At 66.8% G+C, this 25847-nt stretch carries 24 protein-coding genes; 13 read left to right on the plus strand and 11 right to left on the minus strand.

Annotated features, from left to right (window positions below; genetic code table 11):
- Positions 1 to 12: 12 nt before the first annotated feature.
- From phnE to AC3A6F_RS22230, 4 genes are read right to left on the minus strand one after another with little or no spacing between them, the layout of a single operon-like run.
- Positions 13 to 807, minus strand: a complete 795-nt coding sequence (gene phnE, locus AC3A6F_RS22215; RefSeq protein ID WP_487685078.1) for a phosphonate ABC transporter, permease protein PhnE — start codon at positions 805 to 807, stop codon at positions 13 to 15.
- A complete protein-coding gene (locus tag AC3A6F_RS22220; RefSeq protein ID WP_487685081.1) occupies positions 804 to 1634 on the minus strand; it encodes a PhnE/PtxC family ABC transporter permease in 831 nt (276 codons plus the stop codon). The genes phnE and AC3A6F_RS22220 overlap by 4 nt, the downstream gene beginning before the upstream one ends.
- Positions 1634 to 2449 carry a phosphonate ABC transporter ATP-binding protein gene (locus tag AC3A6F_RS22225; RefSeq protein WP_487685084.1) on the minus strand — a complete coding sequence of 272 codons (816 nt, stop codon included), beginning with the start codon at positions 2447 to 2449 and terminating at the stop codon, positions 1634 to 1636. Before AC3A6F_RS22225 ends, AC3A6F_RS22220 begins: the two co-directional genes overlap by 1 nt.
- Before the next feature lie 16 nt (positions 2450 to 2465).
- Positions 2466 to 3344 carry a putative selenate ABC transporter substrate-binding protein gene (locus AC3A6F_RS22230; protein WP_487685087.1) on the minus strand — a complete coding sequence of 293 codons (879 nt, stop codon included), beginning with the start codon at positions 3342 to 3344 and terminating at the stop codon, positions 2466 to 2468.
- A gap of 278 nt (positions 3345 to 3622) precedes the next feature.
- Between AC3A6F_RS22230 and egtD the strand changes: the two genes are divergently transcribed.
- From egtD to AC3A6F_RS22245, 3 genes are read left to right on the plus strand one after another with little or no spacing between them, the layout of a single operon-like run.
- Positions 3623 to 4603, plus strand: a complete 981-nt coding sequence (gene egtD, locus AC3A6F_RS22235; RefSeq protein WP_487685089.1) for an L-histidine N(alpha)-methyltransferase — start codon at positions 3623 to 3625, stop codon at positions 4601 to 4603.
- The gene (egtB, locus tag AC3A6F_RS22240) at positions 4600 to 5826 is read left to right on the plus strand and encodes an ergothioneine biosynthesis protein EgtB (protein WP_487685092.1); all 1227 of its coding nucleotides are present in this window, start codon (positions 4600 to 4602) and stop codon (positions 5824 to 5826) included. The genes egtD and egtB overlap by 4 nt, the downstream gene beginning before the upstream one ends.
- Entirely contained in the window at positions 5823 to 6770 is a 948-nt protein-coding gene (locus AC3A6F_RS22245) for a YihY/virulence factor BrkB family protein (RefSeq protein ID WP_487685095.1), read from the plus strand. The genes egtB and AC3A6F_RS22245 overlap by 4 nt, the downstream gene beginning before the upstream one ends.
- Before the next feature lie 66 nt (positions 6771 to 6836).
- Here AC3A6F_RS22245 and AC3A6F_RS22250 read toward each other — a convergent pair whose 3' ends face one another.
- Positions 6837 to 7802 carry a TerC family protein gene (locus tag AC3A6F_RS22250; RefSeq protein WP_487685096.1) on the minus strand — a complete coding sequence of 322 codons (966 nt, stop codon included), beginning with the start codon at positions 7800 to 7802 and terminating at the stop codon, positions 6837 to 6839.
- A gap of 148 nt (positions 7803 to 7950) precedes the next feature.
- Between AC3A6F_RS22250 and nhaR the strand changes: the two genes are divergently transcribed.
- Complete coding sequence (nhaR, locus tag AC3A6F_RS22255) at positions 7951 to 8895, plus strand: transcriptional activator NhaR (RefSeq protein ID WP_487685099.1); 945 nt, start codon at positions 7951 to 7953, stop codon at positions 8893 to 8895.
- A 33-nt stretch (positions 8896 to 8928) separates the two neighbouring features.
- Here nhaR and selD read toward each other — a convergent pair whose 3' ends face one another.
- From selD to AC3A6F_RS22270, 3 genes are all read right to left on the minus strand, one after another.
- A complete protein-coding gene (selD, locus tag AC3A6F_RS22260; RefSeq protein ID WP_487685102.1) occupies positions 8929 to 9984 on the minus strand; it encodes a selenide, water dikinase SelD in 1056 nt (351 codons plus the stop codon).
- A gap of 237 nt (positions 9985 to 10221) precedes the next feature.
- On the minus strand, positions 10222 to 11811 hold the full coding sequence (locus AC3A6F_RS22265) for a DEAD/DEAH box helicase (protein ID WP_487685105.1): 1590 nt from the start codon (positions 11809 to 11811) through the stop codon (positions 10222 to 10224).
- A gap of 365 nt (positions 11812 to 12176) precedes the next feature.
- The gene (locus AC3A6F_RS22270; protein ID WP_487685108.1) at positions 12177 to 13508 is read right to left on the minus strand and encodes a transglycosylase SLT domain-containing protein; all 1332 of its coding nucleotides are present in this window, start codon (positions 13506 to 13508) and stop codon (positions 12177 to 12179) included.
- A 325-nt stretch (positions 13509 to 13833) separates the two neighbouring features.
- On the opposite strand from AC3A6F_RS22270, the gene AC3A6F_RS22275 reads away from it, so the two are divergent.
- Positions 13834 to 14400 carry a DUF1415 domain-containing protein gene (locus AC3A6F_RS22275; RefSeq protein WP_487685111.1) on the plus strand — a complete coding sequence of 189 codons (567 nt, stop codon included), beginning with the start codon at positions 13834 to 13836 and terminating at the stop codon, positions 14398 to 14400.
- A complete protein-coding gene (locus tag AC3A6F_RS22280) occupies positions 14384 to 14602 on the plus strand; it encodes a DUF1289 domain-containing protein (RefSeq protein WP_487685114.1) in 219 nt (72 codons plus the stop codon). The genes AC3A6F_RS22275 and AC3A6F_RS22280 overlap by 17 nt, the downstream gene beginning before the upstream one ends.
- A gap of 20 nt (positions 14603 to 14622) precedes the next feature.
- Here AC3A6F_RS22280 and AC3A6F_RS22285 read toward each other — a convergent pair whose 3' ends face one another.
- Positions 14623 to 15132, minus strand: coding sequence for a DUF1993 domain-containing protein (locus tag AC3A6F_RS22285; protein WP_487685117.1), 510 nt, complete (start codon positions 15130 to 15132; stop codon positions 14623 to 14625).
- Positions 15133 to 15283: 151 nt separating this feature from the next.
- Between AC3A6F_RS22285 and AC3A6F_RS22290 the strand changes: the two genes are divergently transcribed.
- Both AC3A6F_RS22290 and AC3A6F_RS22295 read left to right on the plus strand, forming a co-directional pair.
- A complete protein-coding gene (locus tag AC3A6F_RS22290; RefSeq protein WP_487685120.1) occupies positions 15284 to 18145 on the plus strand; it encodes a sensor domain-containing protein in 2862 nt (953 codons plus the stop codon).
- Complete coding sequence (locus AC3A6F_RS22295) at positions 18138 to 20402, plus strand: xanthine dehydrogenase family protein molybdopterin-binding subunit (protein WP_487685123.1); 2265 nt, start codon at positions 18138 to 18140, stop codon at positions 20400 to 20402. The genes AC3A6F_RS22290 and AC3A6F_RS22295 overlap by 8 nt, the downstream gene beginning before the upstream one ends.
- 3 nt (positions 20403 to 20405) lie before the next feature.
- Here the strand turns inward: AC3A6F_RS22295 and AC3A6F_RS22300 are convergent, their stop codons facing one another.
- On the minus strand, positions 20406 to 21305 hold the full coding sequence (locus AC3A6F_RS22300; protein WP_487685126.1) for a LysR family transcriptional regulator: 900 nt from the start codon (positions 21303 to 21305) through the stop codon (positions 20406 to 20408).
- A 122-nt stretch (positions 21306 to 21427) separates the two neighbouring features.
- Here AC3A6F_RS22300 and AC3A6F_RS22305 point away from each other — a divergent pair, with 122 nt between their 5' ends.
- Entirely contained in the window at positions 21428 to 21901 is a 474-nt protein-coding gene (locus AC3A6F_RS22305) for an AtaL-like protein (RefSeq protein WP_487685128.1), read from the plus strand.
- Positions 21902 to 21924: 23 nt separating this feature from the next.
- On the opposite strand, the gene AC3A6F_RS22310 is transcribed toward AC3A6F_RS22305, so the two are convergent.
- Positions 21925 to 22347 carry a thioredoxin family protein gene (locus tag AC3A6F_RS22310; RefSeq protein WP_487685131.1) on the minus strand — a complete coding sequence of 141 codons (423 nt, stop codon included), beginning with the start codon at positions 22345 to 22347 and terminating at the stop codon, positions 21925 to 21927.
- A gap of 99 nt (positions 22348 to 22446) precedes the next feature.
- Between AC3A6F_RS22310 and tsaB the strand changes: the two genes are divergently transcribed.
- From tsaB to AC3A6F_RS22330, 4 genes are read left to right on the plus strand one after another with little or no spacing between them, the layout of a single operon-like run.
- Positions 22447 to 23169: a tRNA (adenosine(37)-N6)-threonylcarbamoyltransferase complex dimerization subunit type 1 TsaB gene (gene tsaB, locus AC3A6F_RS22315; RefSeq protein ID WP_487685134.1), complete on the plus strand. Its 723-nt coding sequence runs from the start codon at positions 22447 to 22449 to the stop codon at positions 23167 to 23169.
- Positions 23166 to 23633, plus strand: a complete 468-nt coding sequence (rimI, locus tag AC3A6F_RS22320) for a ribosomal protein S18-alanine N-acetyltransferase (RefSeq protein WP_320475524.1) — start codon at positions 23166 to 23168, stop codon at positions 23631 to 23633. Before tsaB ends, rimI begins: the two co-directional genes overlap by 4 nt.
- Positions 23630 to 24535: a uracil-DNA glycosylase gene (locus AC3A6F_RS22325; RefSeq protein ID WP_487685137.1), complete on the plus strand. Its 906-nt coding sequence runs from the start codon at positions 23630 to 23632 to the stop codon at positions 24533 to 24535. The genes rimI and AC3A6F_RS22325 overlap by 4 nt, the downstream gene beginning before the upstream one ends.
- Positions 24519 to 25469, plus strand: coding sequence for a DUF1853 family protein (locus AC3A6F_RS22330; protein WP_487685140.1), 951 nt, complete (start codon positions 24519 to 24521; stop codon positions 25467 to 25469). The genes AC3A6F_RS22325 and AC3A6F_RS22330 overlap by 17 nt, the downstream gene beginning before the upstream one ends.
- Positions 25470 to 25847 lie beyond the last annotated feature (378 nt).

The raw sequence follows: 25847 nt of genomic DNA on the forward strand, positions 1-25847 counted from the left end.
GTCGAGGTAGGTCTATCGGGTCAGGGCGCGCCGCAGCGCATAGCTGGCCGCATCGACCAGGGCCACCAGCACCAGCATCGCGATCACCACGGTGGCCGCGCTGGGCATCTGGAACAGCGACAGGTGGTACTTGAGCATCTGGCCCAGGCCGCCGGCCCCGACCACGCCCAGCACCGCCGCCGCGCGAATATTGTTCTCCCAGCGGTACAGCGTGTACGACAGCATCTGCGGCAGCGCCTGGGGCAGCGTAGCGTACAGGAAGGCCGCCAGCGGCCGCGCGCCATTGGTGCGCAGGGTCTCTTCGGCATGCGGTTCGACGTTTTCCAGGGCGTCGGCGAACAGCCGTCCCAGCACCCCGGCGGTGTGCGCGGCCAGCGCCATGGTGCCGGCCATCGGTCCCAGGCCGGCCAGCACCAGCAGCACCGCGGCCCACACCAGTTCGGGAATCGAGCGCAGCACATTGAGCACCAGGCGCGTGGCGGCGCGCGCCACGCGGCCCAGGCGTCCGGCGCCGGCCAGCGCCAGCGGCAGGCCGACGATGGCGGCGAGCAGGGTGCCGATGGCCGACATGGCCAGCGTCTCCCACAGCGCGCCCAGTGCCTTCATGAGGAAAGGCCTGCTGGTCTCGGGCGGTGCGAAGCCGGCCAGGAATTCGCGCGCCGAATCGATTGCCTCGGCGGTGAAGAAGGCGCTCCACTGCAGTGGCAGCGAGGCGAAGCTGGCCACGACCAGCGCCAGGAGGCCAAGCAGGATCAGCCAGCTCGTGAGGTCGCGCGGCGGCGCCGGTGGCAACGTAGATTGCTTCATCCCAGCCTCCGGCGCAGCAGTTTGGACACCAGGTCGGCCGCCGCCACCAGCAGCACGAACATGATCAGCATGGTGGCGACTTCGCCGCCAGCCATCATCTTGGTCGATTCGTCCAGGCGCTGGCCCAGGCCGCCGGCGCCGACGAAGCCCATTACCGCCGAGCCGCGGATTGCGCACTCCCAGCGGTACACCGTGTACGACACCAGTTCGGCGCTCGAGTCGGGCAGGGCGCCGTACAGCAGCGCCGGCAATCTGCCGCTGCCATTGGCGAGCAGGATGTCGGTGGCATGGGCGTCGCTCGACTCGAGGATCTCGGCATACACCTTGGCCAGCATGCCGCTGTACGACAGGGCAATCGCCAGCACGCCGGCGGTCGGCCCCAGGCCGACGATGCGCACGAACAGCAGCGCCCACACGAGCTCGGGCACCGAGCGCAGGATCATCAGGATCCAGCGCAGGCACTGGCGCACGAGCGCCGCGAACGGATGGACGCGGCCGGTGCCCAGGCGCGAGATCGACAGGCGTTCGGTGATGACGAAGGTGGCGGGAATCGCCACCAGCAAGGCCAGCGTGAGGCCGGCGGTGGCGATCGCCACTGTCTGCCAGGTCTCGCGCAGCACCATGGCCAGGAATTCGGGGTCGGCGGCGGGCACCAGAAAATCGGACAGGAACATCCCGGCCGCGCGCAGGCTTTGCGCGTCGAACAGCAGCCAGGGCTTGAATTCGGCGCCCGCCAGCAGCGGGTACAGCAGGACGACGAAGATCGCGGCCCAGGTGACGCGACTGCGCCACGCGGGATCGCGGTGAAGGACTGCAGTGGGGCTCATCAGAAGCAGGCGCCGACGGCGATCTGGCCGGGTGTCTCGTGCGGGGTGGCGGGCGCCGTCTCGACCTGCTCGTTGGCGTACAGCTCGGCGATCATGGCGTCGCTGACGTCGTCGCGCGCCGCATCGAACACGATGCGGCCGTCGCGCAGGCCGACCAGGCGAGCGAACTGCTCGCGCGCCAGGTCGACCTGGTGCAGGCTGCACACGAGGGTCGCCCCCCGTTGTTGCGCTTCCTGGCGCAAGGTGGCCAGGGTGTGGCGCGCCAGCGCCGGGTCGAGCGCCGAGATCGGCTCGTCGACCAGCAGCGCTTCGGCGTTCGAGAGCAGCAGGCGCGCCAGGCCGCAGCGCTGGCGTTCGCCGCCCGACAGGCGGTCGACCCGCGCATACAGCTTGTCGCCCAGCGAAAAGCGCGCCAGCGCGGCATGCGCGGCGGCGGGATCCTGCGGACGCACCAGCGAGGCTAGGGCCTGCCACAGCGACCAGTGCGGCAGGCGCGCGGCCAGCACCGCGGTGACCACGCGCTGGCGCGCTGGCAGCGGCGGCGCCTGCGGCGCCAGGAACAGGCGCGCACGCAGGTGGTGGCGTTCGGCCCCGCTTAACTGCCACGGGTCCTGCCCCAGGATTTCGAGGGTGCCCTCGGCCGGCCGGTGGGCGCAGGCGAGGGTGGACAAGAGGGTGGTCTTGCCGGCCCCGGAAGGGCCGATCAGGGCGACCTGCTCGCCGGCGCGGATCGTGAGGTCGAGCGCGTGCAGGGCCGGCGCGCGGCTGCCGGCCAGGTGGCGCACGGTCAGGCCGCGCAGGCGGTAGGTCGCCATGGTGATCCTTCCGGTATTACTTCAGCAGGCCCGCATTGCGTGCAGCGGCTTCGATCGCGCCATAGTTGGCGGTCTTGGTCGGCACGAACTTGGTCGCGCGCTGCAGGTCGAGGATCTGCTTGCCTTCGGCGGTCGAACCGTCCAGCGCCAGGAAGGCGTCGGTGATCTTCTTCTTGAGCGCCGGATCCATATCGGTACGTACGGTCCAGTTGTAGTCGAAGTAGCCCGGGGTGGTGTAGAACACGCGCACCTGTTTCGGATCGACCTTCTTGGTCTCGACCAGCTTTTCCCAGACCGAGATGTTCAGCGCGCCGGCATCGACCTTGCCTCCGGCCACGGCCGCCACGGTCGCGTCATGCGCGCCCGAGAAGGCGATGCGCTTCAGGTCGGTGTCCGGGTTGACCTTGGCTTGCAGCAGGAACGAGCGCGGCATCAGGTGGCCCGAGGTCGACGATTCCGAACCGAAGGCCAGGGTCTTGCCCTTCAGGTCTTCCAGCTTGGTGATGCCTGGCGCAGTGGTGATGAAGACCGAGCGGAATTTCTCGTCTTCCTCGCGCTGCACCAGCGGGGTGACCTGGCCCTTGCTGCGCACATTGGCTTGCACGAAGGTGAAGCCGCCGAACCAGACCATGTCGATCTTGCGGTTGATGAGGCCTTCGACCGAGGCGGCGTAGTCGGTCACCGGGGTAAACTCGACCTTCAGGCCGGTGGCCTTGGCCAGGTATTCGCCCAGCGGCTTGAACTTGCGCTGCAGTTCGGTCGGCGATTCGTCGGGGATGGCCGAGACGCGCAGCACGCCATTGCTCTGTGCTGCAGCAGAGCCTGCGATCAGCATCGTGCCAGCAACGGCTGCACACAGGGTTTTCAGGACGTGACGGCGAATGGACATGGTCATGGGAGCTCTTATGGGTGACGAAGTACCGGTTAAAGTACTGGTTAATGAAACGTGGAAACGAATTATAAATGCCCGACAGCGCGGGATGAGTATTCCACATGGCAAAAGACCACTGTTTTTCCCACTATGGGACGGCGGGTATTTACCAGCACGCTAGAATTGTGGCGCGCACAGCAAAAATAGAGAATCCGCTATGATGGATAAAACAGCAATACATAGACGTTAAACTCATATGCCATCTCGCATGGTGCGGCGTGGCGGCACGAATGATAAACCTTATGCTGACATCCTGCACATCGGACAAGCCCACGGCTGCCTCCACCTCCGCGATCGCCAACGCCCACGATGCACAAGAGCTGCACGCGGGCCTCGGCGCGGCCGAACCCTGCATTTCTCCCAAATTCCTGTACGACGCGCTCGGCTCCAAGCTGTTCGAGGCGATCTGCGAACTGCCCGAGTATTATCCGACCCGCACCGAGGCCGCGATCTTCGAACGCCATGGCGCCGAGATCGCGCGCGTGGCCGGCAGTGGCGCCACACTGATCGACCTCGGCGCCGGCAACTGCGCCAAGGCCGCAAAGCTGTTCCCGCTCTTGCTGCCGGCGCAATATGTGGCGGTCGACATCTCCAGCGAATTCACGCATGACGCCCTGGCGCGGCTGCGCCAGCGATTCCCGCAGATCGCGATGGAAGCGCTGGGCATGGATTTCTCGAACCGCTTCGAGCTGCCCGACCTGGTGCGCGCCGAGCGCCGCCTGTTCTTCTACCCCGGCTCGTCGATCGGCAATTTCACGCCCGAGCAGGCGCACGAGTTTCTCATGCGCCTGCGCGCGCAGTGTGGGCCGGACGGCGGCATCCTGATTGGCATCGACCTGGCCAAGGACAAGGCGACGCTCGACGCCGCCTATGACGACGCGCTGGGCGTGACCGCCGCCTTCAACCTGAACATCCTGCGTCATGTGAACGGGTTGGTCGACGCCGACTTCGACATCCGCCAGTGGCGCCATCACGGTTTCTACAACGCCGCGCGCGGACGTATCGAGATGCACCTCGAGGCGCGCACCGCGCAAGAGGTGCACTGGCGCGGCGGCGCGCGCCGCTTCGAGGCGGGCGATTGCATCCATACCGAGAACAGCTATAAATACCAGCAGGCCGACGCAATCAAGCTGCTGGAGCGTTCCGGTTTCGAGGCGACCCGCGTCTGGACCGATCCGCAGCGCTGGTTCGCCGTGATCCACGCACAGGCAATTTCCCTATGAACATGCTGCGCGACGAGGGCCTGCCACGCACCTTCGCCCGGGTGCGCGGCCGTTCGCTGCACCTGGCCGAGGTGTTGTCCGACGAAGATTGCTGCGCGCAGTCGATGCCCGACGCCAGCCCGATCAAATGGCACCTGGCGCACACCACCTGGTTCTTCGAGACCTTCATCCTCGAGCCGCGCGAGCCGGGCTTCGCGCCGTTCCACCCGGCGTTCCGGGTCATTTTCAACTCCTACTACAACGGCGTCGGCGACAAGCATCCGCGCCCGCAGCGTGGCCTGCTCACGCGTCCGGCACTGGACGAGGTGAAGGCCTACCGCCATGACGTCGACCGCCGCATGGACGCCTTGCTCGCGCGCGGCATCGATAGCGAATTGGCGGCCCTGGTCGAACTGGGCCTGCAGCACGAGCAGCAACACCAGGAGCTGATGCTCACCGACGTCAAGCACCTGCTGGCGCAGAACCCCCTGTATCCGGCCTATGCGGCCGAGCCCCTGGCGGCCTCCCAGCCGGCGCAGCAGCTCGAGTGGCTGCCGTTCGAGGGCGGCCTGGCCGAGATCGGCCACAAGGGCACGGGCTTTTGCTTCGACAACGAGCTGCCGCGCCACCGCACCTATATGGCGCCGTTCGCGCTGGCCTCGCGCCTCGTTACCAATGGCGAATACCGCGAGTTCATCGAGGCCGGCGGCTACCGCGACCCCGCCCTGTGGCTGGCCGAGGGCTGGGACCGGGTGTGTTCGGGCGAGATCACGCAGCCGCTGTACTGGATCGAGCAGGACGATGGCTGGCACGAGTTCACGCTGCACGGCGTGCAGCCGCTCGACCCCGAGCGTCCCGTCACCCACGTCTCGCTGTACGAAGCCGACGCCTATGCGCGCTGGCGCGGCGCCCGCCTGCCCACCGAGGCCGAGTGGGAATTCGCGGCGCGCCAAACCAGCCTGGGCGCGCTGCCGGCGCATCATCCGGCGGCGGCCAATGGCACCGGCCTGCAGCAGATGTTCGGCGCATGCTGGCAGTGGACCAGCAGCAGCTACGCGCCGTACCCCGGCTATGCGCCAGCGCCGGGCGCCATCGGCGAATACAACGGCAAGTTCATGATCAACCAGTACGTGCTGCGCGGCTCGTCCTGCGCCACGCCCGACGGCCATGCGCGCGCCAGCTACCGCAATTTCTTCCCATCCGGCGCGCGCTGGCAGTTCACCGGCATCCGGCTGGCAAGATGAGCCGGCGGCGTGACTGGCGCGCGCGCCTGAAGGACCAGCGCGCCAATATCTACATCCTGTCGCATCCCCTCAAGTTCACCCTGCAGGTGCTCAAGGGCTTTCGCGCCAACCAGGGCCTGCTGCTGGCCGGCGCGGTCGCCTATTACGCACTGCTGTCGATCGTGCCCTTCCTGATGCTGGTGGTGGTGGTGCTGTCTCACTTCATCGACCCGCACGAATTGCTCGACACCTTGCGGCGCTACCTCGAACTGCTGGTGCCGGGGCAGTCACGCCCGATCGTGACCGAGGTCGCCAACTTCCTGCAAGACCGCCAGTTGCTGACCTGGGTGCTGGCGCTGACCATGCTGTTCTTCAGCTCACTCGCGTTCACCGTGCTGGAAAATGCGATGAGCGTGATCTTCGTGCACCGGGTCGCGATTCGACGCCGCCATTTCATGGTCTCGGCGGTGCTGCCGTATTGCTACATCCTGGCGCTGGGCATCGGCATCATGGTGGTGACCCTGGTCGCCGGCGCGCTGCAGGTGATGGGGTCCGAGAGCGTATGGCTGTTCAACTACAAGTGGTCGCTGGGCGGGGTGTCGGGGGTGTTGCTGTATCTGCTGGGACTGGCGGGCGAGATCCTGGTGCTCACTTCGATCTACCTGGTGATGCCGGTGGGCCGGCTGTCGATCTGGCACGCCTTCATCGGCGGCGCGACGGCGGCGCTGCTGTGGGAGGTCGCGCGCCACGTGCTGGTCTGGTATTTCTCGACCTTGTCGCAGGTGAACCTGGTGTATGGCTCGATGACGACCGCGATCGTGGTGATGTTCTCGCTGGAGATCGCGGCCACCCTGCTGCTGCTGGGAGCCCAGGTGATCGCCGAGTACGAGCGGGTGGGGCAGGCCGGCGGCGGGGAGCCGCCGGCCAAGCCAACGTGCGATATTCCGCCGCTGGCGAGAGGTTGAAAAAATAGGGTGGACGGCACAGCCGACTCGGCGTCCCCGTCCACCCTATCTATTATTTCCGATGTATTACTTTGCTTCGTCTTTTGGCTTGATCATCAGGCTGGCGATGCAGCTACCAGCGATCAGGACTGCCACGACGGTCAGCGAAGCCTGCACCGGGATGTGATACCACGGCATGATCAGCATCTTGACGCCGATGAAGGTCAGGACCATCGCCAGGCCATACTTGAGCAGGTGGAAGCGGTCAGCCACGTCGACCAGCAGGAAATACAGCGCACGCAAGCCCAGGATCGCGAACATATTCGACGTGAACACGATGAACGGGTCGGTCGTGATCGCGAAGATCGCCGGGATCGAGTCCACCGCGAAGATCAGGTCGGTCACTTCGATCAGGATCAGCACCAGGAACAGCGGCGTGACGAAACGCAGGCCATCCTTTTGCACGAAGAACTTCTCGCCATGGTCGCCCTCGGCCACGCGCAGGTGCTTGCGCGCCAGCTTCAGGATCGGGTTGTTGGCCACGTCCGGTTCTTCGTCGACCGCCACCAGCATGCGGATACCGGTGAACAGCAGGAAGGCGCCGAACAGGTACAGGACCCAGCTGAATTCGCTCACGACCCACGCGCCGGCGCTGATCATGATGGCGCGCATGATGATCGCACCCAGCACGCCATAGATCAGGACGCGGCGCTGGTATTGCTGCGGCACCTGGAAGGCGGTAAAGATCAGCAGGAACACGAAGACGTTGTCGACCGACAGCGCTTTCTCGATCAGGTAGCCAGAGAAGAACTCGAGCGACTTCTGGCTCGCGATCTCGGGGCCGGCGGTGTCCTTCAGGTAGAAATACAGACAGGCGTTGAAGATCAGCGCCAGGCTGACCCAGACCAGCGACCAGATGCCTGCTTCCTTGACGCTGACCTTATGCGCCTTGTTACCGCCAAAGACGAACAGGTCGAGCGCGAGCATGACCAGCACGAAGCCGACGAAGCCGGCCCACATCATGGGGCTTGCGATGGTTTCCAATCCGTTCATCGGGCACTCCTTGTACTGACAGTGAGACGAGGGGGCATGACAGTCCTCCAATGGGTAAAAACCACACTATAAGTTGCGCCAATACATCGTACAAATCGAATATAGTTTGATGTAACATCGAGTTTTTCGATCTTTACGCGAGAGCGCCGTGTCGACACTCAACTATAAACACCTGCGTTACTTCTGGATGGTAGCGAAAACCGGCAGCATTGCGCGCGCAGCCGAGCAGCTGCACCTCACCCCGCACTCGATCTCGGGCCAGCTGTCCGAATTCGCCGACAGCCTGGGTGTCGAGCTGTTTCGCCGGGTCGGGCGCAAGCTCGAACTGACCGACACCGGGCGCCGCATCGTGAGCTATGCCGAAGCCATCTTCAATACGGGCGACGAGCTGCTTGAGCTGGTGCGCGACCAGGCCTTTGCGACCACGTCCTATCGCGTCGGTTGCGCCGATTCGGTCTCCAAGCTGATCGCCGTCGACCTGGTCGAGCCGGCGCTCAGGCTGAAAGACCCCGTCAAGCTGATCTGCCGTGAAGGGCGGCTCGACAGCCTGATCGCCGACCTGGCCGTGCACCGGCTCGACCTGGTGGTCGCCGACCGCCCGATCCCGGGCCACTTCAGCGTGCGCGCCTATAACCACTTGCTGGGCGAGAGCCCGATGACGGCCTTCTGTACCGAAGCGCTGGCGGCCACCTTCGACCAGCCGTTCCCGGCCTGCCTGCACAATGCGCCCATGCTGCTGCCGGGCGAGGATTTCGCGATCCACCAGCGGCTGCTGCGCTGGCTCGAACGCTGCGACGTGCATCCGCGCGTGGTGGGGGAGTTCGACGACAGCGCGATGATCCAGGCCTTCGGCCGCTCGGGCGCCGGCGTGTTCTTCGCGCCGAGCGTGATTGCGGCCCAGGTCAGCAGCCAGTACGGCCTGGTCGCGCTGGGCGAGGTCGAGTCGGTGGTCGAGCAGGTGTATGCGATCACGACCGAGCGCCGCATGAGCCATCCGGCCACGGTGGCGATCAGCAGGCTGGCGCGCGACAAGCTGTTTGCGCGGGGCGATGGCCGCAGTGAAGGCGGGGGTGACGGGCGAGGTGGCCACTGACGGGCGCCGCGCGGCGCCCGGGTCGGTAATACGTCAGGCGCGAACGGTGACGCCGGCGGCGCCGGCTTCGATGCGGCCGACCACCGCCGCCTCCGCGAACCCTTCGCGCGCGAACAGGGCCAGCACCTCGTCGACCGAGGCCGGATCGCAGGCCACCAGCAGGCCGCCCGAAGTTTGCGGATCGGTCAGCAGCGCGCGCTGGGCCGGGGTGAGGGCATCGTCGAGCTGCACGTCCTTGCCGTAGGCATCCCAGTTGCGTCCCGAGGCGCCGGTGAAGAAGCCGTCGTGCGCCAGTTGCAGCACGCCGGGCAGCAGGGGGATCGCCGGCATATCAAGTGTCGCGTGCGTCCGGGCGCCGCGCGCGAGTTCGAGCAGGTGGCCCAAGAGGCCAAAGCCGGTGACGTCGGTCATGGCGTGCACGCCGGGCATGTCGGCCAGCAGGCGGCCCGGCTTGTTCAATTTGGTGGTGTTGGCGATCATGGCCGCATAGCCGTCCTCGCCCAGCACGCCCTTCTTGAGCGCAGCCGACAGCACGCCCACGCCGAGGGGTTTGCCCAGCACCAGCACGTCGCCGGCGCGGGCGGCGCTGTTCGTCTTGACCTTCGACGGGTGCACCAGGCCCATCACCACCAGGCCATAGATCGGTTCAACGGAGTCGATCGTGTGGCCGCCGGCGATCGGGATGCCGGCTTCGCGGCAGATGGATGCACCGCCTTCCAGGATCTGGCCGATGGTCTCGAGCGGCAGCTTGTTGATCGGCATGCCGACCAGGGCCAGCGCCATGATCGGGGTGCCGCCCATCGCGTACACGTCCGAGATCGCATTGGTGGCGGCGATGCGGCCGAAGTCGAACGGGTCGTCGACGATCGGCATGAAGAAATCGGTGGTGGCGACCAGCGCCTGCTCGTCATTGAGCAGGTAGACCGCGGCGTCGTCCGAGGTCTCGATGCCGACCATCAGCTCCTTCGGCAGCGGAAAGCCGCCGGACGACTTGAGGATCTCGGCCAGCACGCCGGGCGCGATCTTGCAGCCGCAGCCGCCGCCGTGCGAGAACGAGGTGAGTTTGATGGGTTGGTCGCTGGTACTCATGGGATATCCGGTTATCGTTGATCGTGGAATTATCGCGCAAGTCGGGCGCCGGCGCTTGGCGGCGAGCCCGCGAGGTACTTTTTTCGTTGGCCCAAAAAACGTCGTCCCCGCGAAGGCGGGGACCCAAGGTTGCCGGCACAGCCACTTCGGTATCCGTAAGTGGCCTGCTGAGAAACTTGGGTCCCCGCCTGCGCGGGGACGACGGGTTACTGCAGTTTGCTGTTAAGCGTTCGGAGATTACTCGCCGAACGAACGGCGTGCGCCGTCCATCGAGCGCGGGTGGGCGCCCTTGTAGCCGCCTTCGCGGCGCTGGCCCTGGGCCTGGCCTTCGCGCGGGCCGCCGAAGCGGTTGCCGTCGCGTGGCGCACGGTCGGCGGCCGGACGGTCGCCTTGCGGACGCGGCGCGTAACCCTCGCGCGGGCCACGGTCGGCGTAACGGCTCTCGCCGGCAGGACGGTCGCCCTGCGGACGCGCCGCGAAGCCTTCGCGTGGCGCGCGGTCGGCGTAACCGCCTTCACGCGGGCCGGTCGGCTTGCCGAAACCGCGCTGGGCCGGCTTGCCGGCATTGCGGCCGTCGCCCGGCTTCCAGCCCGGACGCGCTGCCGTGCGTGGCGCCGCGCTGCGCTTCGGCTCGAAACCTTCGACCACATTGACCGGGATCGGCTGGCGGGTGAAGCGTTCGATGCGGCGGATGTTCATGTTCTCGGCGTGGTTGACCAGCGAGATCGCGGTGCCGTTGCGGCCGGCGCGGCCGGTACGGCCGATACGGTGCACGTAGTCCTCGGGGAACTTCGGCAGGTCGTAGTTCACCACGTGGGTGATGGTCGGCACGTCGATGCCGCGCGCGGCGACGTCGGTGGCCACCAGCACGCGCACGCTGCCGCGGCGCATGCCGTCGAGCGTGCGGTTACGGGCGCCCTGGTGCATGTCGCCATGCAGTGCGGCGGCGGCGAAACCGGCGATGTTCAGGCGGTCGGCAATCATGTCGGCGTCACGCTTGGTGGCGGTGAACACCACGGCCTGGTCCATCGACTCGTCGCGCAGCAGGTGGTCGAGCAGGCGGTTCTTGTGCGACAGGTCGTCGACAAAGTGCACGCGCTGAACGATGTTCTCGTGGCGGTTGCCGGCGCTGGCGATCTGGATCGTCATCGGATCGGTGGTGATGCGACGGGCCATATTGCCCACGACGCCGTCCAGGGTTGCCGAGAACAGCATGGTCTGGCGGGTCGATGGCGTCGCGGCGACGATTTTCTCGATGTCGTCGATGAAGCCCATGTCGAGCATGCGGTCGGCTTCGTCCAGCACCAGGATCTCGAGCTGCGAGAAGTCGATCTTGCCCGAGTCCATATGGTCGATCAGGCGGCCAGGGGTGGCGACCAGGATCTCAGGATTCTTGGCCAGCAGTTGCATCTGCTTCGGGTAAGGCATGCCGCCCAGGATCGAGACACAGCGCACGCGGCGCATATGGGCCGTGTACTTGTCGGTGTTGCTGGTCACTTGCAGGGCCAGTTCGCGGGTCGGGGTCAGGACCAGCATCTTCGGCTGGGCCGGCTTGAAACGGACGCGCTCGCCGCGTGCCTTGGCAGCCTGCGCTTCTTGTGCAGGGGTCTTGCCGACCGGGGTAGGCTCGGCGTTGGCCAGGCGATGCAGGGCCGGCAGCATGAAGGCCGCGGTCTTGCCCGAGCCGGTTTGCGAGGACACCAGCAGGTCGCGGCCGGCGATGGCTGCAGGGACGGCTTGCAACTGGACCGGGGTCGGGGTGGTGTAGCCGCTGTCGACGACTGCCTGGACGATGGACGCGTGCAGGCCAAGTGCTTCAAAACTCATGTGTTTTACTTTCGAAATAAATCATGCGTTCGCACATGTGGCGCGAACGTAAAAATGCAACGCGAACCGACAAACGAAATGACTTAGTAGTGAAAGAAATTTCGGCACAAAAGCTTTGCGCCGGGACGGTGTCTGGAAACGACACACAAGGCGGGAGGCTTTGGAAAGGCGCTCTATGTCGAGCTGCCTGGGGTTTGCGTAGCTGCTGGTTGTACTGCTAACGCTGTTGCTGCCGGCTCATCGAATCTCCTGGAGATCGTATCGAGCGGGCGCGATGTCGCAGCGCACAAACAGAACTATACAGGTTTTTCCGTTTGTTTGCACGACAGCGCGTAAAACCGTGCAGCTAATGCTGCACGGCAACATCAGCGCTGCTTGCGCTTGGAAGAAGTATTGCGGGCGATGCGCTTGCTGTTTTTGCTGGCGCTCGCCTTGGCCTTGAAGCGCGAGGCATTGCGCTTGGCCTTGCCGCGGTCGGCCTCGAAGGCGACGACGGCGTTCTCGATGATGTTCTCGGCGATGTCGCCATGGCTCGAGGCCGAGGTCTTCGGCACCAGGATCGTCGAGCCGGCTTTCAGGCGCGACTGCGGCGGGATGTTGTTGGCCTGGCGGATGACTTCGGGCGTGGTGCCGAACTTCGAGGCCAGCTGGGCGATGGTCACGCGGGCGCCGGTGATCCTGTGCGTGGTCCAGGTCGACAGCGCATGGCCCCATTGCGCCAGGTTAATGTGGAATTTCTCGGCGTTCTCGGTCGGCAGCAGGATCTTGGTGCGCTCGCCGCCGATGATGACCGGCTTCTTGAATTGCGGATTGAGCGCCTTGAATTCGTCGAGCGACATTTCGGCCAATTGGGCCGCGATGGCCAGGTCGATGTCGCTGGTCTTGTCGACCGTGGTGAAATAAGGCTGGTTGTCGATCGCCGGCAGGGTGACGCCGTACTGCGAAGGATTGGCCACCACGTTCTTGACCGCCTGCAATTTAGGCACGTAGTTGCGGGTCTCGGCCGGCATCAGCTCGGCCAGGCTGTCGAAGTCGGTCGGCTTGCCCAGTTCCTGGTTTTTCTTGATGGCGCGTTGGACATTACCTTCGCCCCAGTTATACGCCGCCAGGGCCAGCGGCCAGTCGCCGAACATCGTGTACAGGCGCTGCAGATAGGAGAGGGCGGCGTCGGTCGAGGCGACCACGCCACGCCGCTCGTCCTTGAACATATTCTGGCGCAGGTCGAAATCCTTGCCGGTGCCCGGCACGAACTGCCACAGGCCGGCGGCGTTGGCGCTCGACATGGCTTGCGGATTGAACGCCGACTCGATCACCGGCAGCAGCGCCAGCTCGGTCGGCATGCCGCGCTTTTCCAGTTCCGACACCACGTGGTACAGATAAGGCGAGGCGCGTCCGGAAATGCGCGACAGGTTGCCCGGATGCGCGGCATAGGCCTGGGCGTGACGCGTTACCAGGGCATTGTTCAGGTCGGGAATCGCGTAGCCGCTGCGGATGCGGCCCCAGACGTCGGTCTCGCGGTATTCGTCGGCATCGAGCTTCATCGTCGACGGCGACAGTGCCGGGCGTTCGTAGCTGGAAGCGGCGTGGGCGCCAGAAGCCGGGGCCGCGTCCATCGCCTGGCAGAGCGGTGCTGCTGCCAGGAGGGCCAGCGCAGCCAGGGTGAAGATGGAACGTTTCGTATCGTGCATGGGCTTCATGTGAGGCGTTTCCAATGTTGCGTCCAGGAACGAAGGGACAGGACAGAAGGGCAGTGTACGTATCAATTGTCGAGTCAGTCAAGAATTAAGTCGCTGTCGTTACAATTCAAATCGAAGGACAGATGTCATCCGTTGGCATCATGAAAACAGAAGATGCCGCACATATCACGGATATTGACGAGCAGGACGCTGTTTGCCCGACCCATCCCGGATAACGGCCGCGTCTGGCAAACCTTAGCGCCGTGGCGGGGTCGAACTATGAGTGGGCGCAAAGAGTGCGTACAATCCAGGCTTTGCCGTTCGCCTTGCTTTCGAAAGTTTCACCATGAGCACCCCCAATCTGAACGCCGACGACGATGCCATCGTCGCCGCCACCCTCAAGTGGCTGGAGCGGGCCGTCATCGGCCTCAATCTCTGTCCCTTCGCCAAGTCGGTCCATGTCAAGGAGCAGGTGCGCTACGTCGTCTCGAACGCCACCACGCCCGAGCAATTGCTTGAGTCCTTGATGGATGAGTTGCAGCGCCTGTCCGATACCAGCCCCGAGCAGATCGACACGACCTTGCTCATCCACCCCTTCGTGCTGAACGATTTCGAGGACTACAACGAATTCCTGGACGTGGCCGACGTCGCGGTCGAGGACATGCAGCTCGACGGTGAGTTGCAGGTGGCTTCCTTCCACCCGGATTACCAGTTCGCGGACAGCGACGCCAACGACATCGCGAACTACACCAACCGCGCGCCGTACCCGATCCTGCACCTGCTGCGCGAGGACAGCATCGCGCGCGCGGTCGAGGCCTTCCCGGAAGCGGAAGAGATCTTCGAAAAGAATATCGCCACCATGGAAAAGCTCGGCCACGAAGGCTGGGACAAGCTCGATGTCGGCCCGGCCTGAAGACCGCGCCGCCGCGCCGGCGCCGGCCGAGCGTCCCGATACCCCGTGCGTGGCGGTGTGCTCGACCACCTTCGACGAGGTGTGCCGCGGCTGCGGCCGCACGGTCGCCGAAGTCGCCCACTGGGTGTCGATGGACGCTGCCGCGAAGGAAGTCGTGTGGCAGCGCATCCTGGCGCAGGGTTATCCGCGCCGGAATAGTTAAGTTAAGTGCCGCGAAGCCTGTCAATAGGCCCCGATGAAATCCTTCTTGCCGATCGGGACGCCGTTGTGGCGCAGGATCGCGTAGGCCGTCGTCGCGTGGAAGAAGAACTGCGGCAGCGCGAAGTGCGTCAGGTAGTGTGCGCCGTCGTCGAAATGGCGCGCCCGGTCGCCGCTGCCATGGGTGATGGCGCGGGTGGCGCCGGCTTCCACGTCCGCTTGTTCCAGGCTGTCGATGAAGCCCAGCGTCTTGCTGATCCGTTGCTGCAGCTCGGCGAAAGTGCGCTCGCCATCCTCGTAGCGCGGCGGCTCGACCCCGGCCAGGCGCGCAGTGGCGCCCTTGGCGAAGTCGGTAGCGATCTGGATCTGCCTGGCCAGCGGGAACATGTCGGGATAGAGGCGCGCCTGCAGCAGGGCGTCCGGCTCGATGCGGCGTTCCTGGGCGTGGGCCTCGGCCTTTTCCAGCACCGCGGCCAGGCTGCCCAGCAGTTGGCGGAACACCGGCACCGAAGCGGCATACAGGGAATGGCTCATCTGGTTCTCCTATGTAAGAATCGCCCCATCATAACAAGTCCTGTCGCGCCCCGCCGACGGTGTCATCCGCATAGTTAGTGACTCCCGGCAAGCAACTGTGCATAATCTGGCAATCCTTTATGCATCGGGCTCGCCCGACAGTCCCGCGTCCATGTCGAGTCCCGTTGCCCGCACCCCGTCCCGCCTGCGTTCGCTGTACGGCCGTTCGCTTTACGGTGCGCTGCTGCTGGTGGTGTTCGCCGGCCTGCTGGCCCCCGCCGTGGTCGGCGGCTACCTGCTGGTCGGCCTGCAGCAGCGCGCAGGCGCCAGCCTGAACGACACGCTGCAGGGCAATTATGCGCTGGTGCTGGCGCTGCAACTGGCGGTGTCGCTGCTCCTGATCGCGCTGCTGCTGCGGCGGCGCCTGCTGTCGCCACTGCGCCAGTTGATGCGCTTTTCGGACCGCCTGGCGCGCGGCGACTTCGAGACCCCGCTGGCGCTGTCGGCCCACGACGAGCTGGGGCGACTGGGCGAGCAGATGGAACGCATGCGCCTGGCGATCCGCGACCTGTTCGCCGACGTCGCGCGCCGCGAGGAACAGTTCCGCACCATCGTGACCCAGGTCCCGGGCGCCGTCTACCGGGTGCGCGCGGGCGGGCCGATCGAATTCGTCAGCGACGAGATCGAGAAGATCACCGGCTACCCGTCGGCGCGCTTCATGTGCGCCACTACCTCCGACTGGGCCACCATCGTCCATCCGGAAGACCGGCGCGTCTACTACCGCACCGTCCGCGACGCGGCCCGGTCGGGCGCCGCTTACGAGATGGAATACCGGATCGTCGACGCCCATGGCATCGAGCGCTGGGTGCAGGAACACGGCCAGCCTCAGGCCGCCTGGGATCCGGCGCTGCATGGGCCTGATGGCGTGCGGGTGGACGGCATCATCTCGGACATCAGCGAGCGCCGCCACGACGAGATGCGCATCGAGGCGCTGCTGGCCGAGCAGGCCGCGATCCTGGACAACGTCATGTTCGGCGTGCTGTTCGTGCGCCAGCGCCGCATAGTCTCGAGCAACCGCCGCTGCGAAGAGCTGTTCGGCTACGGCGAAGGCGAGATGGTGGGGCAGTCGACCGCAGTCCTGTATCCCAATCAGGAGGGCTATGACCGCATCGGCGTCGAACAGTATCCGCTGCTCGAGAAAAGCATGGACCTGGGCGAGGAGCGCCAGCTGCGCCACCGCGACGGCAGCCTGTTCTGGTGCCTGATGAGCGGCTGTGCGCTCGAGCCGAACCGCGCCAACGAGGGCAGCATCTGGGTGTTCGCCGACATCACCGAACGCAAGCTGGCCGAGGAAAAGCTGCGCCTGTCGGCCAATGTGCTGGAACACATCGCCGACGGCGTGATGGTGCTCGACGTGCATGGGCGGATCGCGGCCACCAATCCCGCGTTTACTCGCATCACCGGCTATGCCGAGCATGAAGCCGTGGGGCGCTCATCGAGCCTGTCTTCGCACGACGGGTCAGGCAGCCGCAACGATCCCTCCCTGTACCAGGAACTGTGGCGCGAGCTCGACGTATCCGGCTTCTGGCGCGGAGAGATCTGGGACACGCGCAAGGGCGGCGAAGCCTACCTGGAAGCGCTCACGGTGTCGGCGGTGCGCGACGACGACGGCGCCACCACCCACTATGTGTGCGTGTTCAGCGACATCACGCGCGAGCGCGAATCGCAGATCCAGCTCGACCACCTGGCCCACCACGATGCGCTGACCGCGCTGCCCAACCGCCTGCTGTACCACGACCGCCTGCGCCACGCGATGGCGCGCGCCGAACGCGACGATGAGCAGCTGGCGGTGATGTTCATCGACCTTGACCGCTTCAAGAACGTCAACGACACGCTCGGCCACCACGTGGGCGACGAGTTGCTCAAGCAGGCGGCGCTGGCGCTGTCGCGCTGCCTGCGCGAAGGCGACACCCTGGCCCGCCTGGGCGGCGACGAATTCATCGTGCTGCTGGAAGACGTCGACGGCATGCGTGGCGCCACGCGCGTGGCCGACAAGCTCATGGCGATGTTCGAGCAGCCCTTCGACGTCTCGGGCTATGAGCTGTTTGTCACCGGCAGCGCCGGCATCAGCCTGTATCCGCAGGACGGGCGCGACATGCACATCCTGATCCGCAATGCCGACGTGGCGATGTACCAGGCCAAGGCGCGCGGCCGCAACGGCTACCAGTTCTACGCGCCGGCGATGAGCGGCGACGGCGAGCTGCGCCTGCGCATGGAGGCGCTGCTGCGGCGCGCGATCGACAAGCACGAGTTCTATCTGGCCTACCAGCCGCAGGTCGAGATCGACAGCGGGCGCCTGATCGGGGTCGAGGCCCTGCTGCGCTGGAACAGTCCCGAACTGGGGCAGGTCGCGCCGAGCCGCTTCATTCCGCTGGCGGAGGACACCGGCTTCATCGGCCAGCTGGGCCAGTGGGTGCTGCAGGAAGCCTGCCGCCAGATGGTGGCGTGGGAAGCGTGCGGCCTGTCGGTGCCGAAGATCGCCGTCAACCTGTCGGTGCGCCAGTTCGAGCGCGGCGGCATGGCGGCCGCCGTGGCCGGGGTCTTGCAGGACACTGGCCTGGCGCCGCAGCGCCTGCAGCTCGAGGTAACGGAATCGGTGATCATGAACACGGGCGACGCGCTGCAGTACGTGAACGACCTGCATGCGATCGGCGTCTGTCTCGCGATCGACGACTTCGGCACCGGTTACTCGTCGCTGGCCTACCTGAAGCAGCTGCCGGTGCAGACCCTCAAGATCGACCGCAGCTTCATCAAGGACATCCCGCAGGATCCGGACGACGAGGCGATCGCGATCGCCATCATCCAGCTCGGCAAGAGCATGAACCTGTCGGTGATCGCCGAAGGCGTCGAGCGCGAGGACCAGGCCGCGTTCTTGCTGCGCCACGGCTGCAACCTGGCCCAGGGCTATTTGTATGGCAAGCCGCTCGCGCACGACGAGATCCTGGCGCGCTGGGGAGTGACGCACCATGCGTAGGCAGAGCCGCCGCAACTTCCTGCTCGCCGGCCTGGCCGCCGGCGGCGCGCTGCTGATCGGCTGGGGCGCGCAGCCGCCGCGCCAGCGCCTGCATCCTGCGCGCCCGTTGCCGCTGGCCGGCAACGAGGTCGCGCTCAATGGCTGGGTCGCGCTCGCGCCGGACGGCACGGTGTCGGTGGTGGTGCCGCGCAGCGAGATGGGGCAGGGCGTGCACACGGCGCTGCCGATGCTGGTGGCCGAGGAACTCGACCTCGGCCTGGACGCGGTGCGCGTCATCGCACCGCCGATCGACAAGATCTATGCCAACGTCACGGTGCTGAGCGAGAACCTGCCGTTCCACCCGGACGACGGCGGCCACACGGCCCAGGGCGCCCAGTGGCTGATGGCGAAGATCGGCCGCGAGCTGGGCATCATGTTCACCGGCGGCTCGAGCAGCGTGCGCGATGCCTGGCTGCCGATGCGCGAAGCGGGCGCGGTGGCGCGCGCGATGCTGGTAAAGGCGGCGGCGCAGGAGTGGGGCGCGCGCGTGAAGGATTGCCACACCGAAGACGGCTTCGTGATCCACGTCGACGGCCGCAGCGCCGGTTATGGCGCGCTGGCCGGGCTGGCGGCGCAGGCTGGCGCCGGTCTCACCGCGCGCGACGTGCGCCTGAAGGAACCGAAACACTTCCGACTGATCGGCAAGCCTTTGCCACGCCTGGACAGCCGCGCCAAGTCCGACGGCAATGCGCGCTTCGGCATCGATGCGCGGCCGGCCGGGATGGTGTACGCGGCCTTGACGATGGCGCCGACGATCGGCGCCACGGTCGCGGCGTTCGACGCCGATGCGGTGCGCCGCATGCCGGGCGTGCTCGCCGTGGTCGACGTCTCGTCCGCGCTCGAGGGCCGCACCGGCGCCGGGGCCGGCGTGGCGGTGGTGGCGGCGACCTGGTGGCAGGCGCGCCAGGCGGCCCAGGCCCTGCCGGTCACCTGGCAGCCGGGCGAGGGTGCGGCGCTCTCGAGCGCCGCGGTCCTGGCCGGCCTGGAGCGCGCGCTCGACGGGGAACGCGGTTACGTCTATCGCGAGACGGGTGCGCAAGAGGTCGAGGGCGCGGTGCGCACGGTGCAAGCCGAATACCGCGCGCCGTTCCTGGCCCATGCGGCGCTGGAACCGGTCAACTGCACGGCCCAGGTCGCGCACGGCAAGGTGCGGCTGTGGGCCTCGACCCAGGTGCCGAGCATCGCGGTCGATTGCGCCGCGCGCGTGGCCGGGGTGGCGCGCGAGGATGTCGCGATCGAGGTCATGCTGCTGGGGGGCGGCTTTGGGCGCCGGCTCGAAGTCGACATGGTGGCGCAGGCGGTGGCAGTGGCCAAGGCCACGGGCGGCCAGCCGGTGCAGCTGATCTGGACCCGCGAGCAGGACACGATGCACGACGTGTACCGGCCGGCGGCGCTGGCGCGCTTCACCGCCCATCTGGACGAGGACGGCGCCATCGTGGCCTGGGATAACCGATCGGCGAGCGGTTCCGTCGGCCACCAGTACGTGGAACGCAGCCTGGGCCTGCCGGGCGTGGGGCCGGACAAGACCACGGCCGAGGGAGAATACGACCATCAATATGCGATCCCGAACCAGCGCGTGGCGCACGTGATCGTGGACAGCCAGGTGCCGATCGGCTACTGGCGCTCGGTCGGGCATTCGCACAATGCCTTCTTCAAGGAGTCGTTCCTGGACGAGGTGGCGCACGCCGCCGGACAGGACCCGGTGGCCTTGCGGCGCACCCTGCTGGCGGGCCAGCCGCGCGCGCTGGCGGTGCTGGATGCGGCGGTGGCCGCCGCCGGCCAGGCGCCCGACGGTCGCGCGCACGGCGTGGCGCTGCACCGCTCGTTCGGCAGCACGGTGGCCCAGGTGGCCGAGGTCTCGGTCGAGGATGGCGAGATCCGCGTGCACCGGGTGGTGTGCGCGATCGATTGCGGCCTGGCGGTCAATCCGAATATCGTGGCCCAGCAGGTCGAGTCGGGCGTGGTGTTCGGGCTGTCGGCGGCGCTGGCCGGCGAGATCACGGTGGAAGGCGGCAGGATACTGCAGTCGAACTTCGGCGACTATCCGCTGCCGCGCATCGGCCAGGCGCCGCATGTGGAGACCATCGTGATGGCAAGCGGCGCGCATCCGGAAGGCGTGGGGGAGCCGGCCGTGCCGCCGGTGGCGCCCGCCGTGGCGGCGGCGGTGTTCAGGCTGACCGGCAAACGACTGCGCAGCCTACCCTTGAAATTGGCTTGATCTCTAGCGGCCGCCGGCGATGCAGGCCGCCAGTTCGTCCGGGGTCCCTTTCGGGAACGCTTCCTTGAGGTAGTCGAGGAAGGCCGACACCCTGGCGCCGAGCAGGCGCCGCGAAGGATACAACGCCCACAGGGCGACCTCCGGCGCATCCACATCGCCCCAGTGCACGAGGGTGCCGGCGGCCAGGTCGCGGCTGACGAGCGACAGCGGCAGACGCCCGGCGCCGACGCCGGCGCGCACCGCATCGAGCACCATGATGAGCGACGACAGGGTCAGGACGGGATCGACCATCACGCAGGTCGTGCCAGTGCCGGTATCCGGGCGCAGCTTCCATGCGCTGTCGCCCGCACCGCGCACGACGGCCGGCGCCGACTCTCCTTCTCCTGGACGCGCCACGCCAGGGCCGGCCACGACCACCAGCCGGTCGCGCAGGAAGATGCGCCCGACGAGCTGCTCGTCCGGATCAGGATCGACCCGGATTGCCAGGTCATAGCCTTCCTCGACCATGTCGACACTGCGGTCCTCGGTCGTGATCTCAAGCCGCACATCCGGATAACGCAGGGCGAAGCCGGCGGCCAGCCTGCCCATCGCGAGCTGCGAGAACAGTAGCGGCGCGCTGATGCGCAGGCGGCCACGCGGGCGGTCCGCGCCCGACGCGATCGCCTCGGCCGTCTCATCGATCTCGGCCAGCAAGACCCGGGTGCGCTCGTGCAGCGCCAGCCCCTCCTGGGTCAGCTTGAGCGTGCGCGCCCCCCGTTCCAGCAGCCGCAGGCCGAGGCTGGCCTCAAGTCCGGCCACCCGGCGCGACAGGGTCGCCTTCGGCCGGCCGCTAGCGCGCGCGGCGCGGCCGAATCCGCCGTGGCGGGCGACGAGATTGAAATCGGCAAGCGCAAGCAAGTCCATATGTTCCAGCACTGAGACAGGGTGTCCAAATATAACGGCTTTCGGACCGTCTGTGGGATGCGTAGCATACGAAGTGTCAGCCGACATCACCTTCTCAACATCAGCTCACCAAGGAGAACGCCATGATTTATTCGACGGCCACCGTCCCCGTCAACCCGCAAGGAGAGACCCCGTTGACCCGCGCCCAGGCCTGGGCCGGCCTGGTGCGCAAGGCGCGCGACGCGCGCATGTTCCTGCCGCCGGGCCTGTGCACCCGCTCCGACGTGGTGGAAGAGAGCGCGACCCACATCGTGCGCGAGGCCACGATCGCCGGCCAGGACCTGCGCGAAATCATCGGCTTCGAGGTGGAGCGCAAGGTGTCCTTCTTCCAGGCCTCGGGCCCGCGCGAAGGCGTCATCGTCAACGAACTGTTCGAGGATGCCGACGGTGCGCTGCAGCTGCGCTTCTACTGCTACCTGGGTTTGCGCGACAAGGCGCCGGGCGGCGCGCAGGAACAGGCCGAGCAGGCATGGATGGATGGCGAGAACGGCTACCGCAGCGCCTTGCTGTCGACGCTCACGCGTACGCGCGAACTGCTAGCGCAGGGACAGCTTTGACGGCTGACGCGATCAGGGCGGGGTCAGCGCGCGCCGAGCAGCGCGCGCAGATTGCATTCCTCTTGCCAGGTGCGGCGTTCTTCGCTCGACTGCCCCAGGCGCGCCAGTTCTTCGTCGCTCTGCGCGGCCTGGGCCTGGATCAGCCGATCGGCCACGCCGCCGTCCGGCACCATGGTGCCGAAGAAGGCGACCGTATCGCCGCGCTGCAGCAGCAGGGTCGGGAAGTTGTCGACGTCGAGGTCGCCCACCAGGTCGGCCTGGTCTTCGATGTCGATCCAGACGAACTGCTTGTCCGGGTGGCGCAGCGCCAGCTCTTCGAAGGTGGCGCGGTAGGTGGCGCAGGTGCCGCACCAGGCGGCGCACAGGCAGGCGACGGTCCAGCCGTCGCTGTTGATGGCGGCGGCGACGGCGTCGCGGGTGGTGGAGTCGAGGGTCAGGCTCTGCATGTGCGGCATTGTACAGCGACTTTTTAATCGTGTTGCACTGCGATGGCGATTCGCGGCGCCACCATGGAAGGCGCCGGGCCGAGAGGTTAAAATAGCGGCATGTCTACCATCCTTGCTATCGAAACCTCGGCCGAGCTGGCGTCCTGCGCGCTGCTGGTCGGGGACAACGTCATCGTGCGCTCGACTCCCGGCGTGCGCAGCCACTCGCAATCGGTCCTGCCCATGGTGCAGGAGTTGTTGAACGAGGCCGGCATCGCGCTGGCCGACTGCGACGCCGTCGCCTTCGGCGCCGGCCCAGGCTCCTTCACCGGCGTGCGCACCGCCTGCGGCGTGGCCCAGGGCCTGGCCTACGGCGCGAAGCTGCCGGTGCTGCCGCTGGTGACGCTGGAGGCGATGGCCGAAGCCTGCCGCGCCGCCACTGGCGCTGGCGACGTGCTGGCGGTGCTGGATGCGCGCATGGGGGAGGTGTACTGGGCTCAGTACCGGTTCCTCGATGGTGGCTGGAGCGAGGTGGTGGCGCCGACCCTGTCGACGCCGCAGGATGTGGCGCCGCTCGCGGCCGACCGCCTGCAAGCTTGCGGTAATGGCTTCGCAGAGTATGCCGACGCCTTCGCCGACAAGCCGTTCGCGCAAGCCGCCTTGCCCGACATCGTGCCGCATGCGCGCGAGCTGGCGCTGCTGGCGCGCGCCGCGCTGGCGGCAGGGGAGGGCGTGCCTGCGGCCCAGGCCCAGCCGATCTACCTGCGCAACAAGGTCGCGTATACGAGCGCCGAGCGTCAGGCCATTAATCAGTCCGTTAATCAGGCCAAGGCTGGCGCATGAGGGAGCTGGAAGGCACCGGCTTGCGCCTGGCCCCGATGACGGCGGCCGACGTGGACGAGGTATGGGCGCTGGAGTGCGGCGTCTTTCCCTATCCCTGGAGCCGTGGTAACTTCGTCGATTCCGTGGTCAGCGGCTACGACTGCTGGACCGTGCGCGATGCGGCCGGCGAGCTGGCCGGCTACTATCTGCTGATGTACGCGCTCGACGAGGCGCACCTGCTCGACGTCGCCGTGGCCGGTAAGCGGCAGCGCCAGGGCCTGGGCCGGCGCCTGCTCGACGAGGTCGCGGCGCGCGCGCGCAGCCAGGGCATGACGTCGATCCTGCTCGAGGTGCGGCCGTCGAACGAACGGGCGCTGGACGTGTATCGGCGCCATGGCTATGTCCATATCGGCCGCCGCAAGGGCTACTATCCGGCCGGCCCGGCAAGCCGCGAGGATGCGATCGTGATGAGACTGGATTTATGAAGAACACGAGCCAGCGCGACGCGCTGTTCCTGGCCGAGATGGGCATCGGCCCGCTGTGGCAACTGCGCGATGTGCCGCAGTCCGAGGCGGATCCGGAAGCGGCCGTCGTCGAGACGGCGCCGCAAGCCGTTGCGCCCGCAGTGGCGCCTGCAGCCGCACCAGTCGCTGCACCTGCGCCTGCATCTGCGCCCGCGCCTGCACCTGAGCCAGCACCGGCCGCGCGCGTCCACACGCCGTTGTCCGCGCCGCCTTACCGCAATCCGCCGCCGGTTGCCGACGACTCGGCCTGGGACGACAGCCCCGCGCCCGAACCGGCGGCGCCCGACGTCGCCAATCTGGACTGGGCCGGGCTGCGCCAGGCGATCGTCGCTTGCAAGGATTGCGCCTGCGGTGAGGGCCGCAAGCCGGTGTACGGCGCCGGTCCGCGCCAGGCGCGCTGGCTGATCGCCGCCGGCACCCCGAGCGCGCTCGACGAAGAGTCCGGCCAGCCGCTCACGGGCGACCCCGGCAAGCTGCTCGACAATATGCTGCACGCGGTCGGGCTGTCGCGCGAGCGCGATGTCTATGTCACGCCGCTGGTCAAGTGTCGGCCGCTGAACGCGAAGGGTGGCGACCGCGCGCCGACGCCGGGCGAGATCGCCGCCTGCCGTCCCTTCGTCGAACGCGAACTGGCGCTCACCGGGGCCACGACCGTGCTGACCCTGGGCCAGGTCGCGACCAATGGCCTGCTGGGCCGCGCGCTGCAAGAGCCGCTGGCCGGCGCCCGCGGCGAGGTCCATCGTCTTGGCGAAACGCCGCTGGTGGCAACGCTGCATCCGGGCGAACTGCTGCTGCGCGGCGAGAACAAGGCCCTGGCCTGGGCCGACCTGTGCCGGGCGCGATCCCTTGGACCGCGCGGCTAGTTACCAGGCCGGCTTTCAGCGCCGCTGGGGTCACCTGCGGCAAGACCGGGTGCGCGCACTGGCATGGCTGCTCGACTCGCCCGACCTGCTCGATGCGGCGGCGCCTGAGTGGGCCGGCCGTATCGCCACACTGGGCCCCGTCACGCAAGACGTGGCCGACTGGCTGGCCCGACTCGACCTGGACCCCGCCAGGCTCGATGCGGCCCTGGGCGACAAGACGTACACCCGGCTTGGACTGTACGCCGAGAAGCTGATGGCCTTTTATTTCGCCGAGCAGGGCCGCCTTGTGCGCCACGGTCTGCAGGTGCGCGCCAGCCGCAACGACACGATAGGCGAATTCGACTTCCTGCTCGAGCGCGGCCCTGAGGCGCTGACGCACATCGAATTCGCCACCAAGTTCTACCTGCTCGACGGCGGCGGACCGCACGAGCTCGATGCCCTGGTCGGCCCCAACCTGGCCGACACCCTGGGCCTCAAGATGCGCAAGGTCTTCGAACGCCAGCTGGCGCTGGGCGAGCACCCCGCGGCGCAGGCGCTGCTGCCGCTCCCCGTGACCCAGGCGCAAGCCCTCATCAAGGGCTGGCTGTTCTACCCGTCCGGCAGCTGGCCCGCGATGCAGGGCATCACGTCCGGCCACTGCCGCGGCTTCTGGTGCGCGCTCGACGAACTGGACGCTGTCCCCGGCGAGGATTTCCTGATCCTGCCCAAGCTCCAGTGGCTCGCCCCATTGCGCGCGCAGCCGGCGACGCCACTGATGGACCGTCCCCAACTCCACGCCGCCCTGGCGGCGCAATTCGCATCCTCCAGCACACCAGTACTGGTCGCCATCATGCGCCGCCACGGCGAATTCATCGAAGAAGTCGACCGTGGCTTCATCGTCCCCAACGACTGGCGCTCACGCGCCGCACAAGCGCGGCTAGCCAAGCCAGCTTGACCCCGCCGCCACCCCTCCAATGAGGGTCAGTGTCGAATTGTTTGACAACTTTCGGGCTCCCCCGATAATTCGCCCCCGAGTCCTCCCTTTCCAGATGGCCGACTCGACAGTGAACAATGAGGGTCGGAGTCGAATTGTTTGACAACTTTGAGGAATTGCCCAATAAATCGACTCTGACCCTCATTATTTTTTTGGCGGTCGGATCTGTTTAAATTGGGTTGTGGCAACAAATGAGGAGGATGCTGAGCCGCAGCGAAATGCACCGATAATGAACTACCTAACTGCCCCATATTTTCTTGCAAAATAATTAGGGTCAGAGTGAGATGCACCGGAATGGTGGACAGGGTTAATCAGGCACAGCTGAGAATTTTTTCCACC

The sequence above is a fragment of the Massilia sp. Soil_C_3 genome, assembly GCF_057657035.1.